Raw genomic sequence first — 21,720 nt, 5'->3', positions numbered from 1 at the left:
ACAGCAATCTCAGGAGCGCCCCACCTGCGGTGTTGCCGTACGGGCCCGCTCAGCCCTCGGCGAGGGCGCGCAGGGACGGGCGGAGGGTCTCGGCGATCCGTTCTGGGGACGCGTCGCGCAGGGCCGTGAGGCCGAGCAACTGATGGGCGATCGTCACGCCCAGCATCGTGCTGACCATCAGGGCGGCCCGTAGTTCCGCGTCGCCGGAGCCCATCGCGTCCGCCAGGTGCGCCACCTGGCCGTCGAGCTTGCCGCGCACCTCCTCGGCGGCGTCGGGATGGGTGAGCATGGAGCGCATCATCGCCAGCGTCGCCTGGGGCAGCGGGCCCATCTTCATGCCGATCCTGCCCAGCAGTTCCTCGACCGGCTCCAGCTCGCCGTCCAGCGGCGGGATCGACGGGATCCGCACGGCCTGCTCGAACAGCTCCTGCTTCGACCCGAAGTACTGCATGACCAGGGCCGGATCGACCTCCGCGGCCGCCGCCACGGCCCGGATCGTCGTGCGCTGGAAGCCACGCTCGGCGAAGATCGCCCGCGCGGCGGACAGGATGCGCTCCTCGGTGCGGCGCCGGCGCTCTGCCCGGCTCGTCGGCGTCCCCTCCACGTGACGACTCTACCGGCGTTGACCACATCGGCCCGTTCGCTCTACAGTCGTTGAGTCAACAACTGTTGAGCGAAAGCTCTTTCCGAGTGATTGGAGCGAACGGATGCAGCTCACTCCGCGCGAGGTCCTGGCCCGCTATCACCGGGCGATGGTCGACAGGTCCGCCGACGACCTCGCCGACCTCTACGCCGCCGACGCCCTGCACACGTTCGCGTTCCGGGCACCGCTGTTCCCCGCCCGCCTGGAGGGGCGGGAGGAGATCCGCGCCCTCTACCGCGCGGCGTGGGGCGCGAGCCCCGTACGGCTCGCCGAGATCCACGACGTCGTCGTCCACGACGCGGCCGATCCCGAGGTCGTCATCGGGGAGTGGGAGGGCACCGGCACGGTCGAACCGGACGGCCGGCCGTTCCGGGCCACGGGCCTGCTGACCCTCCGCGTACGGAACGGCGAGATCGTGGAGGCGCGCGACTACATGGACGTTTTCGGCACCTACCACGCGATGGGCCGCCTGAAGGACGTCGTGACCGCCGCGGAGAACGCCGCCGCCACGGCCTGATCGGGAGCGCCCGCCCGCGGGCGCGGTCACAATGGTGACCATGACGATCTCGGGGACCATGGTCCGCCGGGCGGGAGCGGCGGACGCTGCGGCCCTCGTCCGCCTGCGCGCCGTGATGCTGGAGGACATGGGGGCGGAGGTCGGGGACGAGAGCGCGCCCTGGCGGGCGTCGGCCGAGGCGTGGTTCGCCCGGCGGCTGCGCGATCCGGGGGACTTCGCCGCGTTCGTGGTGGACGACCCGGAGCTCGGCGTCGTGAGCTGCGCGGCGGGCACCTGCGATCCCCACGCGCCGGGGCCGACGAACCCGAGCGGCCTGCAGGGCCACGTCTTCAACATCTGCACCGACCGGCGGCGCCGCCGGCTCGGCCTCGCGCGCGCCTGCCTCGACGCGCTGCTCGTCTGGTATCGCACCGAGACCGAGGTCCGGACGATCGACCTCAACGCCACGTCGTACGGGATCGAGCTGTACCAGTCCTTCGGGTTCGACGCACCCCGCTACCCCGCGCTCCAGCTGCGGCTGGGCCCGCCGCTCGGGCGCGGCTTCACGAGTCGCTAGCCAGTGCCCCTTTGTGACGATCATGATCGTTCAGTAGGAGCGGGGCAGTCCGAGGACATGCTGTCCGATGAAGGCCAAGACCAGGTTGTTGTTGACAGGGGCGACCTGGTAAAGGCGGGTCTCGCGGAACTTCCGCTCGACGTCCCAGGTGTCCACGAACCCGTTGCCGCCGTGGATGTCCAGGCAGACGTTGGCCGCCTGCCAGCTGGCCTCACTCGCCAGGAACTTGGCCGTGTTCGCCTCAGCTCCGCTGTGCTGCCCGCTGTCGAACAGGGCGGCTGCGCGGGTGCGCATCTGGTCCGCAGCGGCGACCTGGGTGTAGGCGCGGGCCAACGGGAACTGCACGCCCTGGTCGGCCCCGATGGGGTGACCGAAGACGTCACGCTCCCTGGCGTACGCGACCGCCCGGTCGAGGAACCAGTACCCGTCGCCGATGGCCTCGGAGGCCAGCAGGATGCGTTCGGCGTTCCAGCCGTCGATGACGTAGCGGAATCCATGCCCCTCCTCGCCGATCAGGCTGTCGGCGGGGATCCGCATACTCTTGTACCAGACCTGGTTGGTGGCGTAGTTGAACATGGTGCGGACCGGTTCGACGACCAGCGTGGCGGGCTGCTCCTCACGGACCTGACGCAGGTCGACGAGAAAGAGACTGATGCCCTCGGTCCGTTCAGCGGGGTCCTCCGCCAGCGGACGAGTGCGAGCCAGCAGCATCAGAAGGTCCGACTGGGCGATCCGGCTGGTCCAGTTCTTGTGGCCGGTCACCACGTAGTCCTCGCCGTCGCGCACCGCCATGGTCTGGATCCGGGTGGTGTTGGATCCGGCCTCGGGCTCGGTGATGGAGAATGCCTGCAGCCGCAGCCTGCCGGCCGCGATCTCGGGCAGATAGCGCCGTCTCTGCTCCTCGCTGCCGTGCCGCAGCAACGGTGCCATGGTGTACATCTGGGCGTGGCAGGCGGCAGAGTGCCCGCCGGAACGGTTGATTTCCTGCAGGATGATGCTTCCCTCAGTGACCCCCATCCCCAGCCCGCCGTACTCCTTCGGGATGAGGACCGACAGGTACCCGGCCTCGGTGAGGGCGCGTACGAACTCCTCCGGATAGGCCCGCTCGCGGTCGCGGGCGCGCCAGTACTCGTCGCCGAAACGCCCGCAGAGTTCGCGCACCTCCGCGGACAGCCGCTGGTGGGCGGCGTCGCTGTCGTGAATGGCGATATCGTTCATGCCCGGTCCACTCCCTCACTGTGGACGCGTTCAATGCAACAACCCGGCGTGGCGGGCCTCATAGGTGAGCCGGTCGCGGTGATCGGGGTGCGCTATGGCGATCAGCGCGGCCGCACGCTGGGAGATGCTGCGGCCCCTCAGCTCCGCGATGCCGTACTCGGTGACGACGTGGTCGATGGTGTTCTTCAACGTGGTGACCGGGGTGGCGCGGCCGAGCTGGACCTTGATTCTGCTGGTGCCGTCGCTGGTGGCCGCGTGGGTGACAAGGAACGCCTGCCCGCCGTCGGAGTACATGGCGCCGCGGGCGAAGTCGGCCTGCCCTCCCGAGCCCGACCAGTAACGACCCGCGATGGTCTCGCTGGCCGCCTGGCCCATGAGGTCGATCTCACTGGTGGCGTTGATCGACATCATGGCGGGTTCGCGGGCCACCACTCGTGGGTCGTTGACCCAGTTGACCGGCAGCATGGCCACCGACGCGTTGCCGTCGAGCCAGTCGAAGAAACTCCGGGTGCCGATGCAGAAGGTGGCGACATTCTTGTTGCGTTGGTGCTTCTTGCGCGCGCCGGTGACGACGCCTTGTTCCGCCAGGTGCATGACGCCGTCGGACATCGCCTCGGTGTGCACGCCCAGATCGCGGTGCCCCGCCAGCTCGGCCAGCAGCGCGTTGGGGATGCGGCCGACGCCGATCTGCAGGCATGCCCCGTTCGGCACGCGCTCGGCGACCAGTTCCGCGATGCGCGTGTCCCGATCGTCGGGTACGGCCGGCATCGTCTCCTGCAGGGGGTAGTCGGCGACGCACCAGCCGGCGACCTGGCTGACGTGGATCTGGTTCTGTCCGAAAGTGCGCGGCATTCGCGGGTTGGCCTCCAGGAAGAACGGCACCTCACCGATGAACGCGGCCACGTAGTCGGCATTGGTGCCCAGGCTGAAGTAGCCGTGCTCGTCGGGCATGGTCGACGCGGCCAGGACCAGGGAGTGCCGGGTGTACTCGCGGAGCAGCAGGGGCACCTCGCTGAAGTGCGCCGGGACGAGCTCACACGTGCCGTTCCAGTACGCCTGCCGGCATCCCGGCCCCAGGTAGTAGCTGACATGGGTCAGCTGCCTCGGGTATTTGCCGTTGATATAGGAGCGTTCGCGGGCGGGATCCATCTGATGGATCCGAACACCGGTCAACCGGTCGGCGTGGGCCTCAAGAGCATCGATGACAGTGTGCGGTTCGCCGTTGTGGGTCGGCACGATCAAGTCCGCGCCGTCTCGTACCAGGTCCAGCACGTCGGTCGGTGCGTTCATGACACCTCCTGGTGGACCGCGACCGCTGTCGCGCCGCCGTGCCGTGCACCGGCATGGTGTTCTGGGTCAGGAGGGCCTGCCATACGTTGTCCGTGGCGGTCACCGTTCGCCCCAGCGGATGCCGGTAAACCTCGCCCACTGAGAAGTCCTCAAAGTAGCGGCCCGGCCACGAGACCCGTTCTGCCGATTCGGTGGTCACCTCGACCTCCTCTTCGGTCGGCCTCCTTCCCAGTCTGCCACCCAAGTCAGAACGACCTAGAGGTCGAGCCGATAGCGGACGGTCCGGTGCGTCGGCACGTAGCCGAGGGCGTCATTGATGCCGCGCATGTACGTGTTGCCGTCGGCGGTGTCGGCGAGCAGCCCGCCGAGGTCCGGGTGGCGTTCGCGGACGAGCCGGATCATCTCGGCCTTCATCCAGCGGCCGAGGCCGCGCCCGCGGTGCTCGGGAAGGACGCCGGTGCCGTAGTGCTGCCCGTCGCCCGTGCCGTCACCGGGGACCACCAGCTCGGTGAAGCCCACGATCGTCCCACGGTCCTCGTCGACCGCCGCGACGGTGTGCAGGAGCTCGCCGCGCCGCGCGACCGCCTCGGCGGCGGCCCTGACTCGGGCGACGTCCCATGGCGCCGGCCTGTAGTCGAGGCCGTCCATCGGCATGTCGTCCATGGCGCGGCGGGACGCGGCGAACGTCTCGGCCAGTTCGTCGGGGACGGCGCCCTCCCAGGAGACCAGCCGATATCCCGGACGCGGCTCCGCGCGGGCCGCGGCGAGGACGGCGGGGTCCACACCGGCCAGCGCCAGGCGGGTGAACGTCAGGCCCAGCGCCGGACGGAACCCCCGCGCGGCCAGGAACGCTTCCGCGGGCGCATCGGCCTCCGCATCCGCGGTGACGCACCGCCTACCCTCCTCACGCGCCGCCGCCAGGGCCGCGGCGAGCAGGCGCGACCCCACCCCGGCGCGGCGTTCGGCCGGGTGGACGTGCAGGTCGAGCTCAGCGAGATGCTCGTGGCCTGCGGCCGTGAACAGGCGCAGGTACGCCGACCCGGCGGGTACGCCGTCAGGCCGGGAGGCCAGCCAGGCCAGCCGGCGACTCGATGCGCCGGTGTGCGGATCGACCAGACGGGTCAGATGCAGAGACACGGGCGCACACCGTAGCCATCGGGCCGCTCACGGATCAACGGGATTTACTGGAACTCCTGCGGAGGCAGGGCCGACAGGACCCGCAGCGCCCGCAGGAACGCCTCCCTGTCGCCGTCCGGCAACCGGGCGAGCACCCGCTCCTCCATCCGGCGGATGCCCGCCTGAGCCGCGTCCCGCAGGCGGCGGCCCTCCGGGGTGATGGACAGGAGCCGGACGCGGCGGTCGGCCGGGTCCGGGCTCCGCTCGATCAGCCCTCTGCGCTGGAGGTCGTCCAGGACGCGGATGATGCGCGTCTTGTCCGCGCCGATCGACTCCGCCAGCGCGGCCTGCGTGCGCACCGGCCGCTCGTCCAGGCCGAGCAGCACGACGTACGCCCACATCGACAGGTCGTGCTCCCGCAGGATCGGCGTCTCGGCGGCCATCAGCGCCCTGGTCAGGGGGGCCGCCATCGCGGCGAGATCGGGGCGGTCGGGCATGCCCACAGCTTAGACTTTGACAGAAAATAAGCATACGCATATCGTCTTCATGCGCTTACGATATTCAGGAGGAGAGATGGACATTCGGGAGCTGGACCGGCGGGCCGTGCAGGCGAGCGTCGATGTGGTGGCCGAGGTGCGCCCCGGCGACCTCGATCGACCGACGCCCTGCGCCGGCTGGACCCTGGCCGACCTGCTCGCGCACATGACCGCCCAGCACCTCGGCTTCGCCGCCGCGGCGGAGGACCGCGGGGCCGACCCCGACGCGTGGCGGGAGCGGCCCGGCCCCGATCCCGTCTGGGCCTACGCGGCGGCGGCCGAGCGCGTCACCGCCGCGTTCGCGGCCGAGGGGGTGCTCGACCGCGGGTTCGTTCTCCCCGAACTGGGGGTGGACGCGCCGTTCCCGGCCGTGCACGCCATCGGCTTCCACTTCATCGACTACCTGGTCCACGGGTGGGACGTCGCCCGCACGCTGGGGATCGCCTACGATCCCGACCCGGACCTGGCCGAGGCCGCCTGGCCGATAGCCCTGGCGGTGCCGGACGGCGAGTACCGCGAGAGCCCGGGCGCCGCGTTCGCGCCGAGCGTGCCCGCCGCCCCGGAGGCCTCCCGCTTCGACCAGATCCTCGCCCGTCTCGGCCGGACCCCCGCTCACGGAGTCACGCGGCCCAGCCCGTGAGCTGGGTTATCGTGAAAATACCGCCGATGTCCGGATATGCCAGGTCACGGCGCACGCGCCATACGGCCGCTCTCGTCGGGGGAAGGGAACGTCCGATGTCCGAAGTGCTCCGTGCCGTGGACAGGCTGAGACAGGCCATCAACCGCCATGACCTCGACGCCCTGGCGCTGTGCTTCGACGAGCGGGCCGTTCTGGTGGCCCCCGACGGCATCGCCGAGAACAGGGAGGAGATCACCTCCTACTACGGCGATTGGATGGAGGCGTTCCCCAACATGGTGATCACGCCGCAGTCGGTGACCATGTTCGGGGACACAGTGGCGGCGGAGTTCACGATCAGCGGCACGCACAAGGGGCCGCTGCTCGTCCCCGGCGGGGACGTGCTCGAGGGCACCGGGCGGTCCATCCTCGTGCGCTCGTGCAGCTTCTCCACCGTCGAGGACGGGCTGATCCTCAGCCACCGGCTCTTCTACGACCAATTGGAGATGGCGGCCCAGATCGGCGGCTGCCTCTTTTTCAGCGACGGCTCGTAACGGGCACCACGGCCCGGCCGGCGACTCCGACCGCGGGCCTCCTGCTGTGGACAACTGATATGTACAACGTTGAATACAACGTTGTACAAAGGCTGGCACAAGGATCATCCGCACGCGGGAGACACGTATGGGTGCCAGGATCGTCCAACGCAGGGTCGTCCGACACAGGGTCGTTCAACGCATGGTCGCGGCGTGCGCCGGGCTCGTCTGCCTCCTCACAGCAGCTCCGGCCGCCGCCGCACCGCCGGGATTCGGCGGCCCCGGTTCGTACGTCAACCCGGTCAGCCGTCCCTTCGCCGACACCTTCGCCGACCCCTCGATCATCAGGGGCGAGGACGGCTGGTGGTACGCGTACGGGACCAGCGACCCCCTGCGGGAGGGCGAGCGGACCCCCCACTACCTGCCGATCTCCCGGTCGCGGAACCTCAGCGACTGGACGTACGTGGGCGACGCCTTCTCCCCCGCGACGCTGCCGAAGTGGGCCGACACGGCCGGGGGCGCGAGCCTGTGGGCGCCGGACATCCGCCGGGTGAACGGCGAGTATCGCCTGTACTACGTCGTCACCCAGACCACGGTCACGCCTGAACCGAACGACAACGCGATCGGCGTCGCCACGGCGCCCACCCCCGCCGGGCCGTGGACGGACTCCGGGGCGCCGGTCGTCGGCCCGCGCCACGGCCCCGGCGGCACGGGCGACTTCAAGTGGACCTTCGACCCCGCCCACGCGGTGGACACCGACGGCGCCGAATACCTGGTCTACGGTTCCTACTACGGCGGAATCCTCATCACCCGGCTGGACGCCACGGGCACCCGCGCCGTGGGCGAGCCGACGATGATCGCGATCGACAACCGCTTCGAGGGCGGCTACCTGGTGCGCCGGGGCGGCTATTGGTACCTGTTCGCCTCCTCGGCCGACTGCTGCGCGGGCCCGACCACCGGATACAGCGTCTACGCCGGGCGGTCCCGCTCGATCACCGGTCCGTACGTCGACCGGGAGGGCGTGCCGCTCAACACCTCGCGGGCCGGCGGCACGATCGTGATCGCGCCGAACGGCAACCGCTGGGTCGGCACCGGGCACAACGCGGTCGTGACCGACCCGGCCGGCCAGGACTGGCTGGTCTACCACGCCATCGACCGAGACGACCCCTACCTCGACGAGCCGTACGGCATCAACGAGCGGCCCATGCTCATCGACCGGCTCGACTGGATCGACGGCTGGCCGACCGTACGCGGCGGGGCCTGGGCGTCGGAGGACCCGCAGCCGGCGCCGGGCCGGAAGGTTCCCGTGAAGGCGGCGCCCCTTCCCCGGCTCGGCCCGCTCGACCCGAGCCGCAGCGACGAGTTCGACGCCGGGCGGCTGCGTCCGGGCTGGACCTGGGTCCGCGCGCCGCAGGGCGAGCTGTCGGGCGGCGCTCTGCGCTGGCCCACCCAGGACGCCGAGCTCAACAGGGAGAACAACACCGCATCGGTGCTGCTGCGCGAGGTCCCCGAGGGCGACTGGACGGCCGAGACCAAGCTCACCATCGACCTCGGGACCGACACCGTGCGCAACTACCAGCAGGCGGGTCTGATCGCCTACGCCGGAGACGACCTCTACACCAAGCTCGTCCACGTCGCGATCTGGAACACCCGGCAGACCGAGTTCGGCAAGGAGATGCCGTACGCCGGGCGGATCGCGTACGGCGGCACGATCGTCGGGCCGCCCGCCGACACGACGTGGCTGCGCCTCGTCCACCGGGTCGACCGGCACAACGGAGAGCACGAGCTGCGTGCCGCCACCAGCCGTGACGGCCGCACCTGGACCTACGGCGGCGTGTGGACCCTGCCCGCCGACGCCGATCTGCGCGTCGGTCTCATCTCGCTGGGCGGCGCGGGAGCCACGGCCGAGTTCGACTACTTCCACCTGCACCGCCGCTGAATATTTCACCGATTCCGGCGCCGGCCGGCGGATCCCCGTACGGCGTTTCCCGAGGTGCCACACGACTTCGACAAATTTGCTCCGGAAAGGGATGTTTCCGCTTCGGCGAATCGTGTACATGAGCCGGGCGATTACCGAATCTGGGGAGCGTCGGCGCCCTGCGCGAACCGGAACGGGCGCCGGACGCCAGAGCCGGTCACCTCACCCGGGAGACGATCGCCCATGCCCTTCGGCCACCACCGGTTCGTCCGCAGGATTCTGACGACCGCCGCGGCGGTCGTCCCCGCCGCGGCGGCGGCCGCGGCGGGACCGGTCCTGGGCACGACGTCCGCGGACGCCGCGGTCACCTGCCAGGTGACCTACTCGAGCACCCAGTGGGGAACGCGTTCCGGCGGCTTCACGGCCGGGATCACCGTCAGGAACACCGGCGAAACGCTGTCCGGCTGGAAACTGACCTTCACCTTCCCCGGCTCCCAGAAGCTCACACAGGGCTGGTCGGCCCGGTGGACCCAGCTCGCCGACCACGTCATCGCCGAGAACGAGTCCTGGAACGCCAGGCTGGCATCCGGCGGATCCTTGCAGCTCGGGTTCAACGGCACCTGGACCGGGAGCAACCCGCCGCCCGCGGACTTCGCCTTCAACGGGGTGCCCTGCCAGGTCACCGTGCCGGGCACGTCGCCGAGCCCGAGTCCGAGCCCGAGCCCGAGTCCGAGCGGGGACGTGCCGGTGGACAACCCGTTCATCGGCGCCAAGGGGTACGTCGACCCGGACTGGGCGGCCGACGTCGAGTCCTCCGCCGCGAAGGTGGACGACGCGACCGCGCAGAAGATGCGCGGCCTGAAGAAGACGCCCACCGCGGTCTGGCTGAACCGGATCGCGGACGTCACCGGCGGCTCCGGGGTCGCCCGTACGCTGAAGGACCACCTCGACTCCGCGGTGGAGCAGGGGGCCGGATACATCACGCTCGTCCTCCACGACCTGCCCGACCGCGACTGCCAGTCGCTGGTCTCCACTGCCGAGCTGCACGAGCAGGAGAACGGCCTCAACCGCTACAAGGCGGAGTTCGTGGACCCCGTCGCCGCCCTCCTGGCCAGGCCCGAGTATCGGAACGTGCGCGTCGCGGCCGTCGTCGAGCCGCGGGCCCTGACCGACCTCATCGTAGGAGGGGTGGACACCTACCCGTGTAACCAGGCGGCGGGGTCGGGCGTGTACGTGACGGGCATCCGCTACGCCCTCGACAAGCTCTCCCCCCTGCCCAACGTCTACACGTACCTCGACGCGGGCAGCGCGGGATGGGCCGGCTGGGAGACGAACTTCACCGCGCTCGCGACCTCCATCACCGAGACCGTGCGCGGCACGACGGCGGGCCTGAACAGCCTCGACGGCATCGCCACGAACGTCGCGGACTACGTACCCCTCGGGGAGCCCTTCCTGACCGACCCGGAGCAGACCGTGGCCGGCCAGCCGATCAAGCAGAGCAGGTTCGTCGACTGGAACCCCTACCTGAACGAACGGGACTATGCCGTCGCGATGCGAAGCGCCCTGATCTCCAAGGGCTTCTCCAGCCTGCTCGGCGTGGTCGTCGACACCTCCCGCGACGGCTGGGGCGGGCCGGCTCGCCCCACCGCGGTGAGCACCTCGCTCGACGTCAACACCTACGTGGACCAGAGCCGTGTCGACAGGCGTCCGTCGCGGTCCGCGATGTGCAACCAGAAGGGCGCGGGGCTGGGGGCGCGGCCGGTCGCCGCTCCCGTCCCCGGCGTCGACGCCTACCTGTGGATCAAACGGCCCGGCGAGTCGGACGGCGCGGGCGGACCGATCCTGCCCGAGGGCTCCGACCGGCTGCTCGACCGCATGTGCGACCCCAATGGCTCCCTCACGCCCTGGTCGAACGGGTTCCGGCCGACCGGCGCCCTCCCCGACGCGCCGCTGGCCGGCGACTGGCACCACGCGCAGTTCGTGATGCTGGTGAACAACGCCTACCCCGCGCTGTGAGCCCGTGGTGAGCCCTACCTGTCCACCCGGCCCAGCAGCACCTGCGCGTCGGCGCTGATCGGTGCCTGGGCCGAGGTGTCCACCTGGGAGGTGATGTCGATGCCGTTCTTGAGCTGGCTCCACAGCCCGAGGACGGCCGCCGCCTGCGCGACGATGAGCGCGATCCCGCTGCCCGCCGTACCGAGCCGGTAGACGACGGCCACGGGTGTGAGCCGCGACGCGAGACCACCCGGGCGGGTCTGGAGGGTCCGCGCGTCCATGAGGACGGCGACGACGGTCAGCACCAGGAACAGCAGCAGCACCCGCACGAGCGAGCCGCGCACGGGGGCCTGGCCGATGACGTTGTTCAGCACGGCGTGGGCCCCCGTCGCCGCGGCGTACGCGAGGACCGGCACGACGCCCTTGAGGTAGCCGCGCCTGCCGGGCAGGCGGCGCCACAGCGCGCCCAGCACGAAGCCCGCCACCGGCCAGATCAGCAGCCCGCCGATCAGGTCGCCGGCCAGGCCGTAGAACCCGTTGGGATCGCCGAGCCGGTCGAGCCAGCCGTCGCGCCCCCGGCTGTCGGTGCTCCAGGTGGCCCAGATGAGGAACACGGCGGCGGGCGCGCCCACGTAGGACGCGTACCGGGCGGCGAGCCGCGCGTTCGCCCACCACGACACGCCGGGGCCGCGCGACAGCGCCACGTCGAGCGGGCTGAGCCCGTCCTCCCTGTCGGGATCGAGGCCGATCTCCATGCGGAGGCGGCGGATGCGGTCGACGACCGGCCCGTTCTCCTTGGTGTGTTCCGCGTCGTCGATGTCCCCCGCCGCCCAGCGCCGCCGCAGCCCCTTCTCCCTCTCCTCCAGGTCGCGGTACTCGTCCACGATCATCGCGAGCCGGCGGCGGGACACGCCCGGGTCGGCGACCTCGGCCCGTCGCGTCAGCCGCAGCAGCAGGGGCAGCGCGGCCAGCCCCACGAGGCCGGCGAGCGGAAAAGGCATCCCCGCGTACGTGTTGAGCCACCTGATCGTGCCGACGACGAACAGGAACACCAGCAGCCACACGGTGGACGGCCCGACGGAGTCCGTACGCCGCCCGTGAAGGCGAAGCTGCAGCAGAAGCAGGAGCACCACCAGCGGCCACATCAGATAGGAGAGGCCGTGCAGCAGGAAGAAGGGCGTGACGCCCGTAGGCGTTCCGGTGACGACGGCGTGGGCCACGTAGGCGAGGGTCAGCGACGCGAGGCCGGGGACGCTCCAGCACAGCAGGACGCGCACGGCGCGCGGCGTCCTGCCCCGCACGCGGGCGGCCCGGACCGCGATCGCCCACGCCGCCCCGGTGAGCAGCAGCGCCGTGGCGACGGCCGGCGCGACCCACAGGGGGTCCGGTCGCGCGTCGGCGAACAACCGTGCGGCCAGGAGCGCCAGCGCGCCGAGGACGGCGAGCACCGCGCCGACGAGCAGGGGGACTCCCCGCCGGAGGCCGGTGCGCGCCAGTCCCCGCACCGCCAGGCAGAGCGGCGCCGCCACGACGAGGATCGCCAGCGTGTCCGTCACGCCGAACAGGACGGCGACGAACAACGTGCCCGTGAGCGCGCCGGCGACCAGCATCGTCTCCGCCGCCGTGATCATCCCCAGTGCGCCGAGGGTGATCCTGATGAGGACGCGCTCGGACCGGTCGGCCGAACGCCGATGCAGCAGCACGAGCAGCCCGGCCAGCAGCAGGTAGGGCAGCGCGAAGCCCGCGTAGGTCGCGACCGCGAGCACGTCCTGCCCCCGCAGTCCGGTCCAGCGCTGGAACGCCGCCCGCGCGGACAGCGGCAGCGCGACCTCGACGCGCGGCGGGGCGGCGCCGTCCCGCCAGACGTAGGTGCCGCCGGGGAGCACCTCGGACGGCAGGGGCGTCACCCTGCGCACCCGGGACTCCGGCGTCTTCACGACCACGGTCCGCCAGCGTGCCCCGGCCAGCCCGGACGGCAGGTCCGCCGGCGAGGGCAGCAGCGCGACGAACCGGGTCCCGCCGGACGCACGGCTCGACCACAGCCCGGCGGACTCCGCGCCCCACTCGGTGTCGTACAACTCCAGCCGGGTCTCCTGCGTGCTCCGGACCACGACTTCCGCCCCGTCGGCCGACACCGTGACGCTCGGCGCGCCGCGCAGCGGCAGCAGGCAGCCGGCGGCGCTCCCGTCGCCGAGCAGGGCGGTGGCTCCCGGCCAGTCGCGGGGCACGCCGACCCGCGTCGTGCTCGTCATCACGGTGGTGTCGTGGCCGCGTTCCGCGACGGTCACGGACGTCTCCACCCACGACGAGCGGGGAGGCCCGAACTCGCAGCCCGTGCCGTCCGCGAGAGCCGGACGCGGGTTCAGCGACAGCAGGCCGAACGCCAGCGCGACGAGGAGCGCGGCTTCGCGCAGCAGCGCGATGGGCTTCATCCCGGCACCAGTCGTCAGCCGCCGCACAACCGACCTCCCGTACGCGATCGATCCCCCAAAGGATGAGTCGCGCGGAAAGCGGCATTGGTTACTCGTTCGCGGCCCTTTTGTCAGGGGCCGGTCAGGCGGCGCTCGCCCTTGGTCGTGATCACGTAGACCTGCCAGGTGTAGTAGGCGTAGTAGTTCCTGATGTCCCGCTTCATCTGGCGCGCGTGCAGCAGGACCGCGTCGACGTACGCCTGGGAGTGGTTGTAGGCGTACAGCGCGCGCCGGTAGTCGCCGGGCGCGCCCGACGCGTGGAGGTAGTTGGCCGCGCCGAGAAGGGCGTCACCGGTGTCGTCGATGTCGCCACCCATGCCGTACGCCTTCCAGGTGCCCGGCATGAACTGCATCGGCCCCTTGGCGCCCACGTAGCTCGGCGAGCGCACCCGCCCGAACTTGGTCTCCACGAGCATCACCGCCGCCAGCACCTCCCACTCGACGCCGAACCTGCGCTCGGCGCGCCGGAAGTCGGCGAGCAGGGCGTCGGCGGGCTCCGGCGACCGGACCTTGATCTTGATCGGCCCGCTGACGGGATGGGCGAGGGAGAGCAGGTCGCGGATGGCCGTCACGTTGTCCCGCGCCCGCGCGGCCACCTCCTTCGGCAGTTCGCCGTAGGTGCGGGAGGCCACCTTGGGATTGCGGGCGAGATAGCGATAGACGCGCTGCTCGTACAGGGAAAGCAGGACCACCGGCTCGGGCGCCTCCCCCTTGGCGGGGTCGCCCGTACGCCTCCAGTCGTCGATCGCGTCACGCAGTCGCTCCCCCGTACGGGTCAGGGCGTCGGCCAGCCGCCTGGGGTCCTTGGGGATCGCCTCGTCCGGCGCGGGCAGGTCCCGTACGGACCGCTCCGGACCCTCCGGACTCGCGGAGGCCCGTCCCGAGGCGGGCGAGGTCACGCTCTCGCGGGGAGCGACCGAGGCGGCCTCGCCCGCCGAGCCTCCACAGCCCGAGAGCGGGACGACCACGGCGGCGAGCGCGGCGGCCAGCACCGTGCGGCGCGGCATCGGCGGTGAGATCACGGCAGGCTGATCGTTCATCGTCGTCAACCGTATGCCCAGCGGTGACGTTTCATGCCCCTCTTCGCCGCGAAGCGCACCCCGCGAGGCGGGAACGTTTTACGGCCGACCCCTTTTTCCTTCTTGCAGAATTCAGTGTTGACTCGCCCAGTTATCGCCCAGTAATCGTCGTCACGTGCGACTGCCCCGCGTGAAATTCGAGCACCGGCCTCATCGATACGAGGACGGCACCATTCGCATCGGCGGCGAGATTTACGGGATCGCCGCCGAAATCGCGGACCCGTACGGATGGGTGTGGACGGCCCTCACTCTGATGGACGGCACCCGTTCTCGCGACGAGATCGCCCAGCGGCTGCGCCTGGCCCATCCGGAGTTGCCGGACGCCACGTCGATCGTCGAGCGACTGGTCGCCACCCGATACGTGGAGGACGCCGCGGCAGTGCCGCCCGCCGGGCTGAGCGAGCGCGAACTCGACCGCTACAGCAGGAACCACGCGTTCTTCCGCGCGGTCGACACCATGCCGCGCGCCCACGGCTGGGAGACCCAGCTCCGGCTGAAGTCCGCGCGGGTCGTGGTGCTCGGCCTGGGCGGCACGGGCTGCCACGCGGCATGGGCGCTCGCCGCCGTCGGCGTCGGCACGATCCACTGCGTGGATCCCGACCTGGTCGAGCTGTCCAACCTCAACCGTCAGGTGCTGTACGGCCAGGACGACGTCGGGCGCCCGAAGGCGGAGGCGGCCGTCGCCCGGCTCAGGGCCGTCAACTCCGACATCTCCGTCACGGGCGAGCGCCGCCGCATCGGCAGCAGGCGCGAGCTGGACGACCTGATCGCGGGCTACGACGCACTCGCCCTCTGCGCGGACCGGCCCACCGGGCACGGCATCAGGGTGTGGGCCAACCGCGCCTGCGCCGCCGCGAACATCCCCTGGGCCGGCGGCGGATACAACGGCCCGCTGGTCACCGTGGGATGCTTCGCGCCGGGAGCGGGCGCGTGCTACGAGTGCCTGAGCAGCGGCGAGGAGGCGCGGCGCCGCCCCGGCACGCCGGTGGACCTCGGCGGGCCCGGCGTGATCGCCACCTCGGCGGGCGTGTCCGGCCAACTCGTCGCCCACGCGCTGCTCGGGCTCCTGACCGGCGTGCCCGTGCCGCCGGTCGGCACCATCCAGGGGGTCAACCTGATCGCCGCGGACCACCACGTATGGGTCCGGCATCCGCCTCGTCCCGGCTGCCCGGTGTGCGGCCCGGACGAACCATGAACGGGTTCTCGCGAGAACATCCATGTCGGCCGAAGGCCAGGGAGGGAAGGGTGGCCCGAGAACAGGACGAGCCGATCAGGACCGCGCGTAGGAGCCGGTCGTCAGCTCCTCGATCAGTCCGGGCCGCTCCGGGGCCCATCCGAACAGCCTCCGGGCACGCGAGGCGTCCATCGGCGACGAACGGGTGAGCGTGGCGGCGAGCGGCCCCATCGCGGCCACCCCCTGCTCCAGGGTCAGCGACACGGCCTGGGCGCCGGTGAGCTCGGCGACCGCCTCGGCGATCCGCCGGATCGGGGTCCGCTCGGCCGAGGCGGCGTTGACGACGACCCCGGGCTCGCGGCGCTCCAGCGCGGCGACGTACAGCGCCGCGAGGTCGTCGACGTGCACCGACGACCACTCGTTGGCGCCGTCGCCGATGTAGGGCACCATCCCGTTCTGCCGACCTGCGCCGATGAGCCCCTGGAGCAGGCCCGATCCGCCGCGCCCGTAGACCAGCGCCGCCCGGATCACGGTGCCCGCCACGTGCCCGGCCGCCAGGACCTGCCGCTCGCCGAGGACCTTGTACGGCTGCGGCGACGCCTCGGGGGTGACGGAGTGGTCCTCGTCCACCACGGCGCCCTGCCGGTCCGGATAGACCAGGCCCGTGCTGGTGTAGACGAACGCGCCGCCGTCGTTCAGCCCGCCCAGCAGCGCCGCGAGGGCGTCGCGCTCGATGTCGCCCATCTCGGGATTCGTGTAGTCGACGGCGGTGTGCACCACGGCGTCGGCCCCGGCGGCCGCGCCGCGCAGGACGTCGAGGTCCCGCAGGCTGCCGCGCACCGCCTTCGCGCCCAGCCCTTCGGCCCGCTCGCGCGCCCGGTCGGACCGGGCCAGGGCGACCACCTCGTGCCCGGCCCGGACGAGGTGCTCGGCCACGACTCCGCCGACGTAGCCGCTCGCACCCGTGACGAGAATCCGCATGATCGTATGCCTTTCATCAGGTCGGTGACCGGCGCCGCCGGTCGATGCCAACCCCACGGTCGCCCCGGGCCGTCCCGCACAGCCAGGGACCAGGAGTCCATGGCTGCGCGGTGCGGGCATTCGATTCCAGACGTACCGTCACAGGCATGGACAAGCTTGGCCTGGCGAATTTCCTGCGTGGCGCACGTGAGCGCGTCAGCCCCGCCGACGTCGGCCTGCCCGAGGGACGCCGCCGCCGCACCCCCGGGCTGCGGCGCGAGGAGGTCGCCCAGCTCGCGTACATCTCGGTGGACCACTACACCCGGCTGGAGCAGGCGCGGGGCCGGCACCCGTCACGGCGCGTGCTCGACGGCATCGCCCGCGCCCTGCGCCTGTCGGACCAGGAACGGGCCCACCTGTTCCACCTGGCCGGGGAGCGGGAGGAGAGCCGGTTCGCCGAACCCGTACGCGAGGTGCGGCCGAGCACGTTGAACCTGCTCAACCGGCTGACCGACGCCGCCGCGATCGTCGTGGACGACACCTGCGGCGTGCTGGCCTGGAACCCGCTGGCGGCGGCCCTGTTCGAGGACTTCTCCGCCCTGGCGGGCCAGGAGCGCAACGTCATCCGGCGTTACTTCCTGCACCCCGACCCAGAGCGACGGCACTACGGCATGGGCAGCCCGGAGCGGTTCGTCGTCACGGCGGTCAGCTACCTGCGCGTCGCCGTCACCCGCTATCCCGACAGCCGTGAGCTGAAGAGCCTGGTCGAGGAGCTGCTGGCCGGGAGCGAGGAATTCGCCCGCCTGTGGAACTCCCAGCGGTTCCACATCGAACGGCACCTGCGCCAGACCGTGCGGCACCCGCGCGTCGGTCCGATCGAGCTGGACTTCGACGTGCTGACCGTGCCCGACCAGGAGCAGCAGGTGGTCATCTTCACCGCCGAGCCCGGGTCGCCGGCGTACGAGTCCCTCCAGTTCCTGAAGGTCATCGGCGCCGAGCAGGTGCCCGCCGAAGCCTGACAGCCCCTCGATGTAAAAGATTCTGTACACGAGGTCAAAGATTCGCTACCTTGGTGATGTCAAAGATTCTGTACATCGAAGGGTTCGATCATGACTCACGTGGAGAAGCGCGCCTGGATCAGGCTGGTCGTCGCCGTGCTCGCCTACGCCGCGTACGTCGTCGCCGTTCTCAGACGGGCGGGCGGAGGGCCGTTACCCGAGGTGCCGTACACCGCCGCCCTGCTGTGGTCGGTCGGCGGGGCCATCGCCGCGTCGATCGTGGCCGAGATCGGGATGGCGATCGTCAGGCCGGGGGCATCGCGGGTCGTCGACGTCCGCGACAGGGAGATCGGGCGGCTCGGCGACCACGCCGGTCAGGCGTTCGTCGTCATCGGCGCGGTCGCGGCGATGCTCATGGCCATGGCCGGGTGGGACCGGTTCTGGATCGCGAACGTGGTCTACCTCTGCTTCGTGCTGTCGGCGATCCTCGGCGGGATCACCAAGATCATTGTCTATCGCAGGAGCCTTCCGGAGTGGTGAAGCCCACACGCGTGACGAACCGCATCCGCGCGCTGCGGTTCGCCCACGACGAGATGACCCAGGCCGAACTCGCCGAACGCATCGGCGTGACCAGGCAGACCCTCATCGCCATCGAACAGGGGCGATACTCGCCGTCTCTGGAGATGGCCTTCCGGATCGCCCGGGTGTTCGGTGTTCCGCTCGACGACGTGTTCCAGTATCCCGACCTCCCGGAAGGAACCTCATGAAAGCCATCGTCCAGGACGCGTACGGCCCGGCGGACGTGCTCCGCCTGCGTGACGTCGACCGCCCCACGATCGGTGACGAGGAGGTGCTCGTCGAGGTCCGCGCCGCCGCGGTGGACCCTGGCGTGTGGGTCCTCATGACCGGCCGGCCCTACCTCATGCGCCTGGCGGGCTTCGGGCTGCGCCGGCCCAAGGGTCGCGGTCCGGGGCCGTGACGTGGCCGGGGTGGTGGCGGCCGTCGGCGCCCGCGTGACCCGGTTCCAGCCCGGCCAGGAGGTGTACGGCACCTGCGAGAGCGGCTCGTACGCCGAGTACGCGAGCGCGCGGCAGAGCAGGCTCGCGCCGAAGCCGGCCGGCCTCACGTTCGAGCAGGCCGCCGCGATACCCGTCTCGGGCATGACGGCGCTGCAGGCCGTCCGCGACGTCGCCCAGGTCCGGCCGGGTCAGCGGGCGCTGGTCATCGGCGCGTCGGGGGGCGTGGGGTCGTTCGCCGTGCAGATCGCCAAGGCGTACGGCGCGAGCGTCACCGGCGTGTGCTCGGCGGCGAGGGCCGGGCTCGTCCGGTCGCTTGGCGCCGACGACGTCGTCGACTACGCCCGCGAGGAGATCGACCGCGACGGCGCACGTTACGACGTCGTCGTCGACACCGCCGGAAACCGGCCGCTGTCCCTGCTGCGGCGCGCCCTGACCCCGCGCGGGACGCTGGTGATCGTCGGCGGCGGGCACACGGCATACCGCTTCACCGGGGGCATGGGACGCACGTTCCGGGCGCCGCTGCTGTCGATGTTCGTCGGTCAGCGGCTGCGCCCGGTGGTGAGCAGGGAGCGGGCCGAGCACCTGGAGGAACTCGCGCGGTTCGTCGAGTCGGGCGCCGTCACCCCCGTGATCGACCGCGCCTATCCCCTGAGCGAGGCGCCCGACGCGATCCGCCGTCTCATCGAAGGACACCCCGCCGGCAAGGTCGTCGTCACCTTGTAACCACCTTCAGCGAGTCAGGGGGATCCGGCGGGCGCGGACCACGCGGTGGCTGATCCGCCACCCCTGGTCGCCACGCACGAGCGTGTCCTCGTAGGTCACACTGACCACCAGCAAGGGAAGGGAGCGCGGATGACGCCGAGTGGTCCCGAGCCCGCACCGCCCGGCCGTACGCGCAGAGCGGACGCCTCACGCAACGCCGCGCTGCTGCTCGCCGCCGCGCGCGAGCTCATCGACAGTTCAGGGCCCGACGTCGCGTTGGACGAGGTGGCGCGGCGCGCCGGCGTCGGCAACGCGACCCTGTATCGGCACTTCCCCACTCGGGCCGAGCTGCTCGTCGCCGTGTACGCGGACGAGGTGGCGGAGTTGTGCCGCCAGGGCGCCGACCTGCTGGCGGATCCGTCTCCGGCCGACGCGCTCTTCTCCTGGCTCGACGCGTTCGTCGTGCACGTCGCGACGAAGCGGCCGCTCGCCCTCACGGCCACGGAAGGCCCCACCGGCCGTCGTAGCGCGTTGTTCGACCAGTGGCACCCGTCGATCCACACCACCGCGTCGGGCCTGCTGGAGCGGGCACAGGCCGCCGGTGCCGTACGTCCCGGACTCACCGTGACCGACCTGCTGGCCCTCGTCGGCGGCGCGGCGCTCACCGGAACCGACGTGGCCCACGCCCGGCGGCTCACCGCGCTCCTGCGCGGCGGCCTGGAGACCGGCGCCTGAGGGCGACGCCGTGTGCCGGATGCCCCGATCCGGCACACGGCGTGCGGTCAGCTCCAGGTCGCGCCCTTGAGCACTTCCGACAGTCCCGGCGTGTTCCAGACGTCGATGATCAGGATCTTGGACGAGGGCAGGAACCATTCCCGCGCGGTGAAGCTCTTCGTCCGGCGGCCGCCGTTGTTCGTCACGAACTCATTGGGCCAGGCGGCGTACTTCGCCTTGTGGCCCTTGCCGATCTGGAACAGGCCTCTCGATCCGGCCTTGTCGCCGGGGTTCCAGGCGGTCGTGGAATCGAACGGGCAGGGCACCGGGGCGCTGAAGGGATACCACTGGTACTTGCCCGTATAGGTGACGCCTCTGCGGAGGCCACGGCGGGACGAACGGCTGAGGGTTCGGTTGCGTCCCGGGCGACCAGGATGGGTCTGGCAAAAAGTGATATCACTTTGCTAGTGTCGTGCTAGACACCGAGGAGAAGACATGACAGACCTGCAGATCGCCGTCGACATGCCGGCCCCCCAGACCAACGAGCGGACGGCGCGAGCGGCCACGGGGTGGCCGATGCTGATCCTGGCCCTGCTCGGCCTGCTGAGCCCGGCCGTGCTGGTCCCGATCGGCGCCGTCCTCGCGGCCGACGGCAGCGGCGCTGCGGGAGCCGTCCTGATCAGCGCCGGGGTGGTGCTCCTCCTCGCGGCTGTCGTCGTCCTCACCGGGCTCACCGCGGTCGCCCCGGGCGAGGCGCGGGTGATCCAGCTGCTCGGCCGCTACGCTGGCACGGTCCGCACGCCCGGCCTCCGGTTCGTGGCGCCCTTCACCCAGAAGCGCCGGGTGTCGACCCGGATCCGCAACCACGAGACCGACATCGCCAAGGTCAACGACGCCGACGGCAACCCGATCGAGATGGCCGCCGTGGTCGTGTGGCAGGTCGAGGACACGGCGAAGGCCGTCTTCGAGGTCGACGACTTCGTGGAGTTCGTGGCCTTCCAAACCGAGACCGCGGTCCGTCACATCGCCGGCAGCTACCCGTACGACGGGCACGACGACATGCTGTCCCTGCGGCAGAACGCGGACGAGATCACCGGCCGCCTGTCGGCCGAGATCCAGGCCCGGGTGGCGTCGGCGGGAGTGAAGGTCATCGAATCGCGCATCACCCGCCTCGCGTACGCTCCCGAGATCGCGCAGGCGATGCTGCGCCGCCAGCAGGCCGGAGCGGTCGTCGCGGCCCGTCAGCGGATCGTGGACGGCGCCGTCGGCATGGTCGAGGCCGCCCTGTCCCGCCTCGACGAGAACAACGTGATCGAACTCGATGAGGAGCGCAAAGCCACCATGGTCAGCAACCTGCTCGTCGTCCTGTGCGGCGACCGCGACGTGCAGCCCGTGGTGAACACCGGCTCCCTGTACCACTAGACCGTGGCGACAGAAAGAAAGAGCATCCTGTTGCGGCTGGACCCGGCGGTGCACGACGCGCTGGCCCGCTGGGCCGGCGACGAACTGCGCAGCACCAACGCCCAGATCGAGTTCCTGCTGCGCCGGGCCCTGTCGGAGGCGGGACGGCTCCCGGGGGACGCCGGCCGCATCCCCCGGCGCGGCCGGCCTCCCAAGAAGAAGACCCCGCCTCCGGAGGCTCCCCCCGCCGACCCGCCCGACGAC

The 21,720-nt window shown here is 71.3% G+C and carries 24 protein-coding genes; 15 read left to right on the top strand and 9 right to left on the bottom strand.

Annotation, left to right across the window (positions count from 1 at the left end):
* Window positions 1-49: 49 nt before the first annotated feature.
* A complete protein-coding gene (locus B1L11_RS34680; protein WP_079319548.1) occupies window positions 50-604 on the bottom strand; it encodes a TetR/AcrR family transcriptional regulator in 555 nt (184 codons plus the stop codon).
* 103 nt (window positions 605-707) lie between these two features.
* On the opposite strand from B1L11_RS34680, the gene B1L11_RS34675 reads away from it, so the two are divergent.
* Both B1L11_RS34675 and B1L11_RS34670 read left to right on the top strand, forming a co-directional pair.
* Window positions 708-1,160, top strand: coding sequence for a nuclear transport factor 2 family protein (locus tag B1L11_RS34675; RefSeq protein ID WP_079319547.1), 453 nt, complete (start codon window positions 708-710; stop codon window positions 1,158-1,160).
* A gap of 40 nt (window positions 1,161-1,200) precedes the next feature.
* Complete coding sequence (locus B1L11_RS34670; protein WP_218671494.1) at window positions 1,201-1,716, top strand: GNAT family N-acetyltransferase; 516 nt, start codon at window positions 1,201-1,203, stop codon at window positions 1,714-1,716.
* Between the two features lie 30 nt (window positions 1,717-1,746).
* On the opposite strand, the gene B1L11_RS34665 is transcribed toward B1L11_RS34670, so the two are convergent.
* From B1L11_RS34665 to B1L11_RS34645, 4 genes are all read right to left on the bottom strand, one after another.
* The gene (locus B1L11_RS34665) at window positions 1,747-2,934 is read right to left on the bottom strand and encodes an acyl-CoA dehydrogenase family protein (protein WP_079319546.1); all 1,188 of its coding nucleotides are present in this window, start codon (window positions 2,932-2,934) and stop codon (window positions 1,747-1,749) included.
* A 30-nt stretch (window positions 2,935-2,964) separates the two neighbouring features.
* Window positions 2,965-4,224 carry an acetyl-CoA hydrolase/transferase family protein gene (locus B1L11_RS34660; RefSeq protein WP_079319545.1) on the bottom strand — a complete coding sequence of 420 codons (1,260 nt, stop codon included), beginning with the start codon at window positions 4,222-4,224 and terminating at the stop codon, window positions 2,965-2,967.
* A gap of 255 nt (window positions 4,225-4,479) precedes the next feature.
* A complete protein-coding gene (locus B1L11_RS34650) occupies window positions 4,480-5,361 on the bottom strand; it encodes a GNAT family N-acetyltransferase (protein ID WP_079319544.1) in 882 nt (293 codons plus the stop codon).
* Between the two features lie 44 nt (window positions 5,362-5,405).
* Entirely contained in the window at window positions 5,406-5,837 is a 432-nt protein-coding gene (locus B1L11_RS34645) for a MarR family winged helix-turn-helix transcriptional regulator (RefSeq protein ID WP_079319562.1), read from the bottom strand.
* 76 nt (window positions 5,838-5,913) lie between these two features.
* Here B1L11_RS34645 and B1L11_RS34640 point away from each other — a divergent pair, with 76 nt between their 5' ends.
* The 4 genes from B1L11_RS34640 (at window position 5,914) to B1L11_RS34625 (ending at window position 10,959) form a co-directional block, all read left to right on the top strand.
* On the top strand, window positions 5,914-6,516 hold the full coding sequence (locus B1L11_RS34640) for a TIGR03086 family metal-binding protein (RefSeq protein ID WP_079319543.1): 603 nt from the start codon (window positions 5,914-5,916) through the stop codon (window positions 6,514-6,516).
* A gap of 95 nt (window positions 6,517-6,611) precedes the next feature.
* Entirely contained in the window at window positions 6,612-7,046 is a 435-nt protein-coding gene (locus tag B1L11_RS34635; protein WP_179155462.1) for an ester cyclase, read from the top strand.
* 181 nt (window positions 7,047-7,227) lie between these two features.
* Window positions 7,228-8,964, top strand: a complete 1,737-nt coding sequence (locus B1L11_RS34630) for a family 43 glycosylhydrolase (RefSeq protein WP_079319541.1) — start codon at window positions 7,228-7,230, stop codon at window positions 8,962-8,964.
* Window positions 8,965-9,186: 222 nt separating this feature from the next.
* Window positions 9,187-10,959, top strand: a complete 1,773-nt coding sequence (locus B1L11_RS34625) for a glycoside hydrolase family 6 protein (protein ID WP_079319540.1) — start codon at window positions 9,187-9,189, stop codon at window positions 10,957-10,959.
* Window positions 10,960-10,973: 14 nt separating this feature from the next.
* Here B1L11_RS34625 and B1L11_RS34620 read toward each other — a convergent pair whose 3' ends face one another.
* A complete protein-coding gene (locus B1L11_RS34620; protein ID WP_079319539.1) occupies window positions 10,974-13,370 on the bottom strand; it encodes a DUF6185 family protein in 2,397 nt (798 codons plus the stop codon).
* 110 nt (window positions 13,371-13,480) lie between these two features.
* Entirely contained in the window at window positions 13,481-14,449 is a 969-nt protein-coding gene (locus tag B1L11_RS34615; RefSeq protein WP_079319538.1) for a transglycosylase SLT domain-containing protein, read from the bottom strand.
* Window positions 14,450-14,618: 169 nt separating this feature from the next.
* Between B1L11_RS34615 and B1L11_RS34610 the strand changes: the two genes are divergently transcribed.
* Complete coding sequence (locus B1L11_RS34610) at window positions 14,619-15,683, top strand: ThiF family adenylyltransferase (protein ID WP_079319537.1); 1,065 nt, start codon at window positions 14,619-14,621, stop codon at window positions 15,681-15,683.
* Window positions 15,684-15,758: 75 nt separating this feature from the next.
* Here B1L11_RS34610 and B1L11_RS34605 read toward each other — a convergent pair whose 3' ends face one another.
* Window positions 15,759-16,643: an NAD-dependent epimerase/dehydratase family protein gene (locus B1L11_RS34605; protein WP_179155461.1), complete on the bottom strand. Its 885-nt coding sequence runs from the start codon at window positions 16,641-16,643 to the stop codon at window positions 15,759-15,761.
* Between the two features lie 146 nt (window positions 16,644-16,789).
* On the opposite strand from B1L11_RS34605, the gene B1L11_RS34600 reads away from it, so the two are divergent.
* The 6 genes from B1L11_RS34600 (at window position 16,790) to B1L11_RS34575 (ending at window position 20,076) form a co-directional block, all read left to right on the top strand.
* Window positions 16,790-17,641 (top strand): helix-turn-helix transcriptional regulator, encoded by an 852-nt coding sequence (locus B1L11_RS34600; protein ID WP_079319535.1) that lies wholly within the window; start codon window positions 16,790-16,792, stop codon window positions 17,639-17,641.
* Window positions 17,642-17,731: 90 nt separating this feature from the next.
* Window positions 17,732-18,160, top strand: a complete 429-nt coding sequence (locus B1L11_RS34595) for a hypothetical protein (protein ID WP_079319534.1) — start codon at window positions 17,732-17,734, stop codon at window positions 18,158-18,160.
* Window positions 18,154-18,387 (top strand): helix-turn-helix transcriptional regulator, encoded by a 234-nt coding sequence (locus B1L11_RS34590; RefSeq protein ID WP_079319533.1) that lies wholly within the window; start codon window positions 18,154-18,156, stop codon window positions 18,385-18,387. The genes B1L11_RS34595 and B1L11_RS34590 overlap by 7 nt, the downstream gene beginning before the upstream one ends.
* On the top strand, window positions 18,384-18,599 hold the full coding sequence (locus B1L11_RS52675; RefSeq protein WP_256863142.1) for a hypothetical protein: 216 nt from the start codon (window positions 18,384-18,386) through the stop codon (window positions 18,597-18,599). The genes B1L11_RS34590 and B1L11_RS52675 overlap by 4 nt, the downstream gene beginning before the upstream one ends.
* A 1-nt stretch (window position 18,600) precedes the next feature.
* A complete protein-coding gene (locus tag B1L11_RS34585; RefSeq protein ID WP_256863141.1) occupies window positions 18,601-19,362 on the top strand; it encodes an NAD(P)-dependent alcohol dehydrogenase in 762 nt (253 codons plus the stop codon).
* Between the two features lie 129 nt (window positions 19,363-19,491).
* Entirely contained in the window at window positions 19,492-20,076 is a 585-nt protein-coding gene (locus B1L11_RS34575; RefSeq protein WP_079319532.1) for a TetR/AcrR family transcriptional regulator, read from the top strand.
* Window positions 20,077-20,123: 47 nt separating this feature from the next.
* On the opposite strand, the gene B1L11_RS34570 is transcribed toward B1L11_RS34575, so the two are convergent.
* Window positions 20,124-20,381, bottom strand: a complete 258-nt coding sequence (locus B1L11_RS34570) for a hypothetical protein (protein ID WP_079319531.1) — start codon at window positions 20,379-20,381, stop codon at window positions 20,124-20,126.
* A 169-nt stretch (window positions 20,382-20,550) separates the two neighbouring features.
* Between B1L11_RS34570 and B1L11_RS34565 the strand changes: the two genes are divergently transcribed.
* Both B1L11_RS34565 and B1L11_RS34560 read left to right on the top strand, forming a co-directional pair.
* Complete coding sequence (locus B1L11_RS34565) at window positions 20,551-21,477, top strand: SPFH domain-containing protein (RefSeq protein ID WP_079319530.1); 927 nt, start codon at window positions 20,551-20,553, stop codon at window positions 21,475-21,477.
* A 3-nt stretch (window positions 21,478-21,480) separates the two neighbouring features.
* A partial coding sequence (locus tag B1L11_RS34560; protein ID WP_079319561.1) for a hypothetical protein occupies window positions 21,481-21,720 on the top strand: 240 nt, incomplete at its 3' end.

The organism is Microbispora sp. GKU 823, assembly GCF_002027145.1.
In the GTDB taxonomy this organism is placed as follows: Bacteria; Actinomycetota; Actinomycetes; order Streptosporangiales; family Streptosporangiaceae; genus Microbispora; species Microbispora siamensis.
The sequence above is the reverse complement of the archived record's forward strand: the minus strand, read 5'-3'. Positions and strand labels throughout refer to the sequence as shown.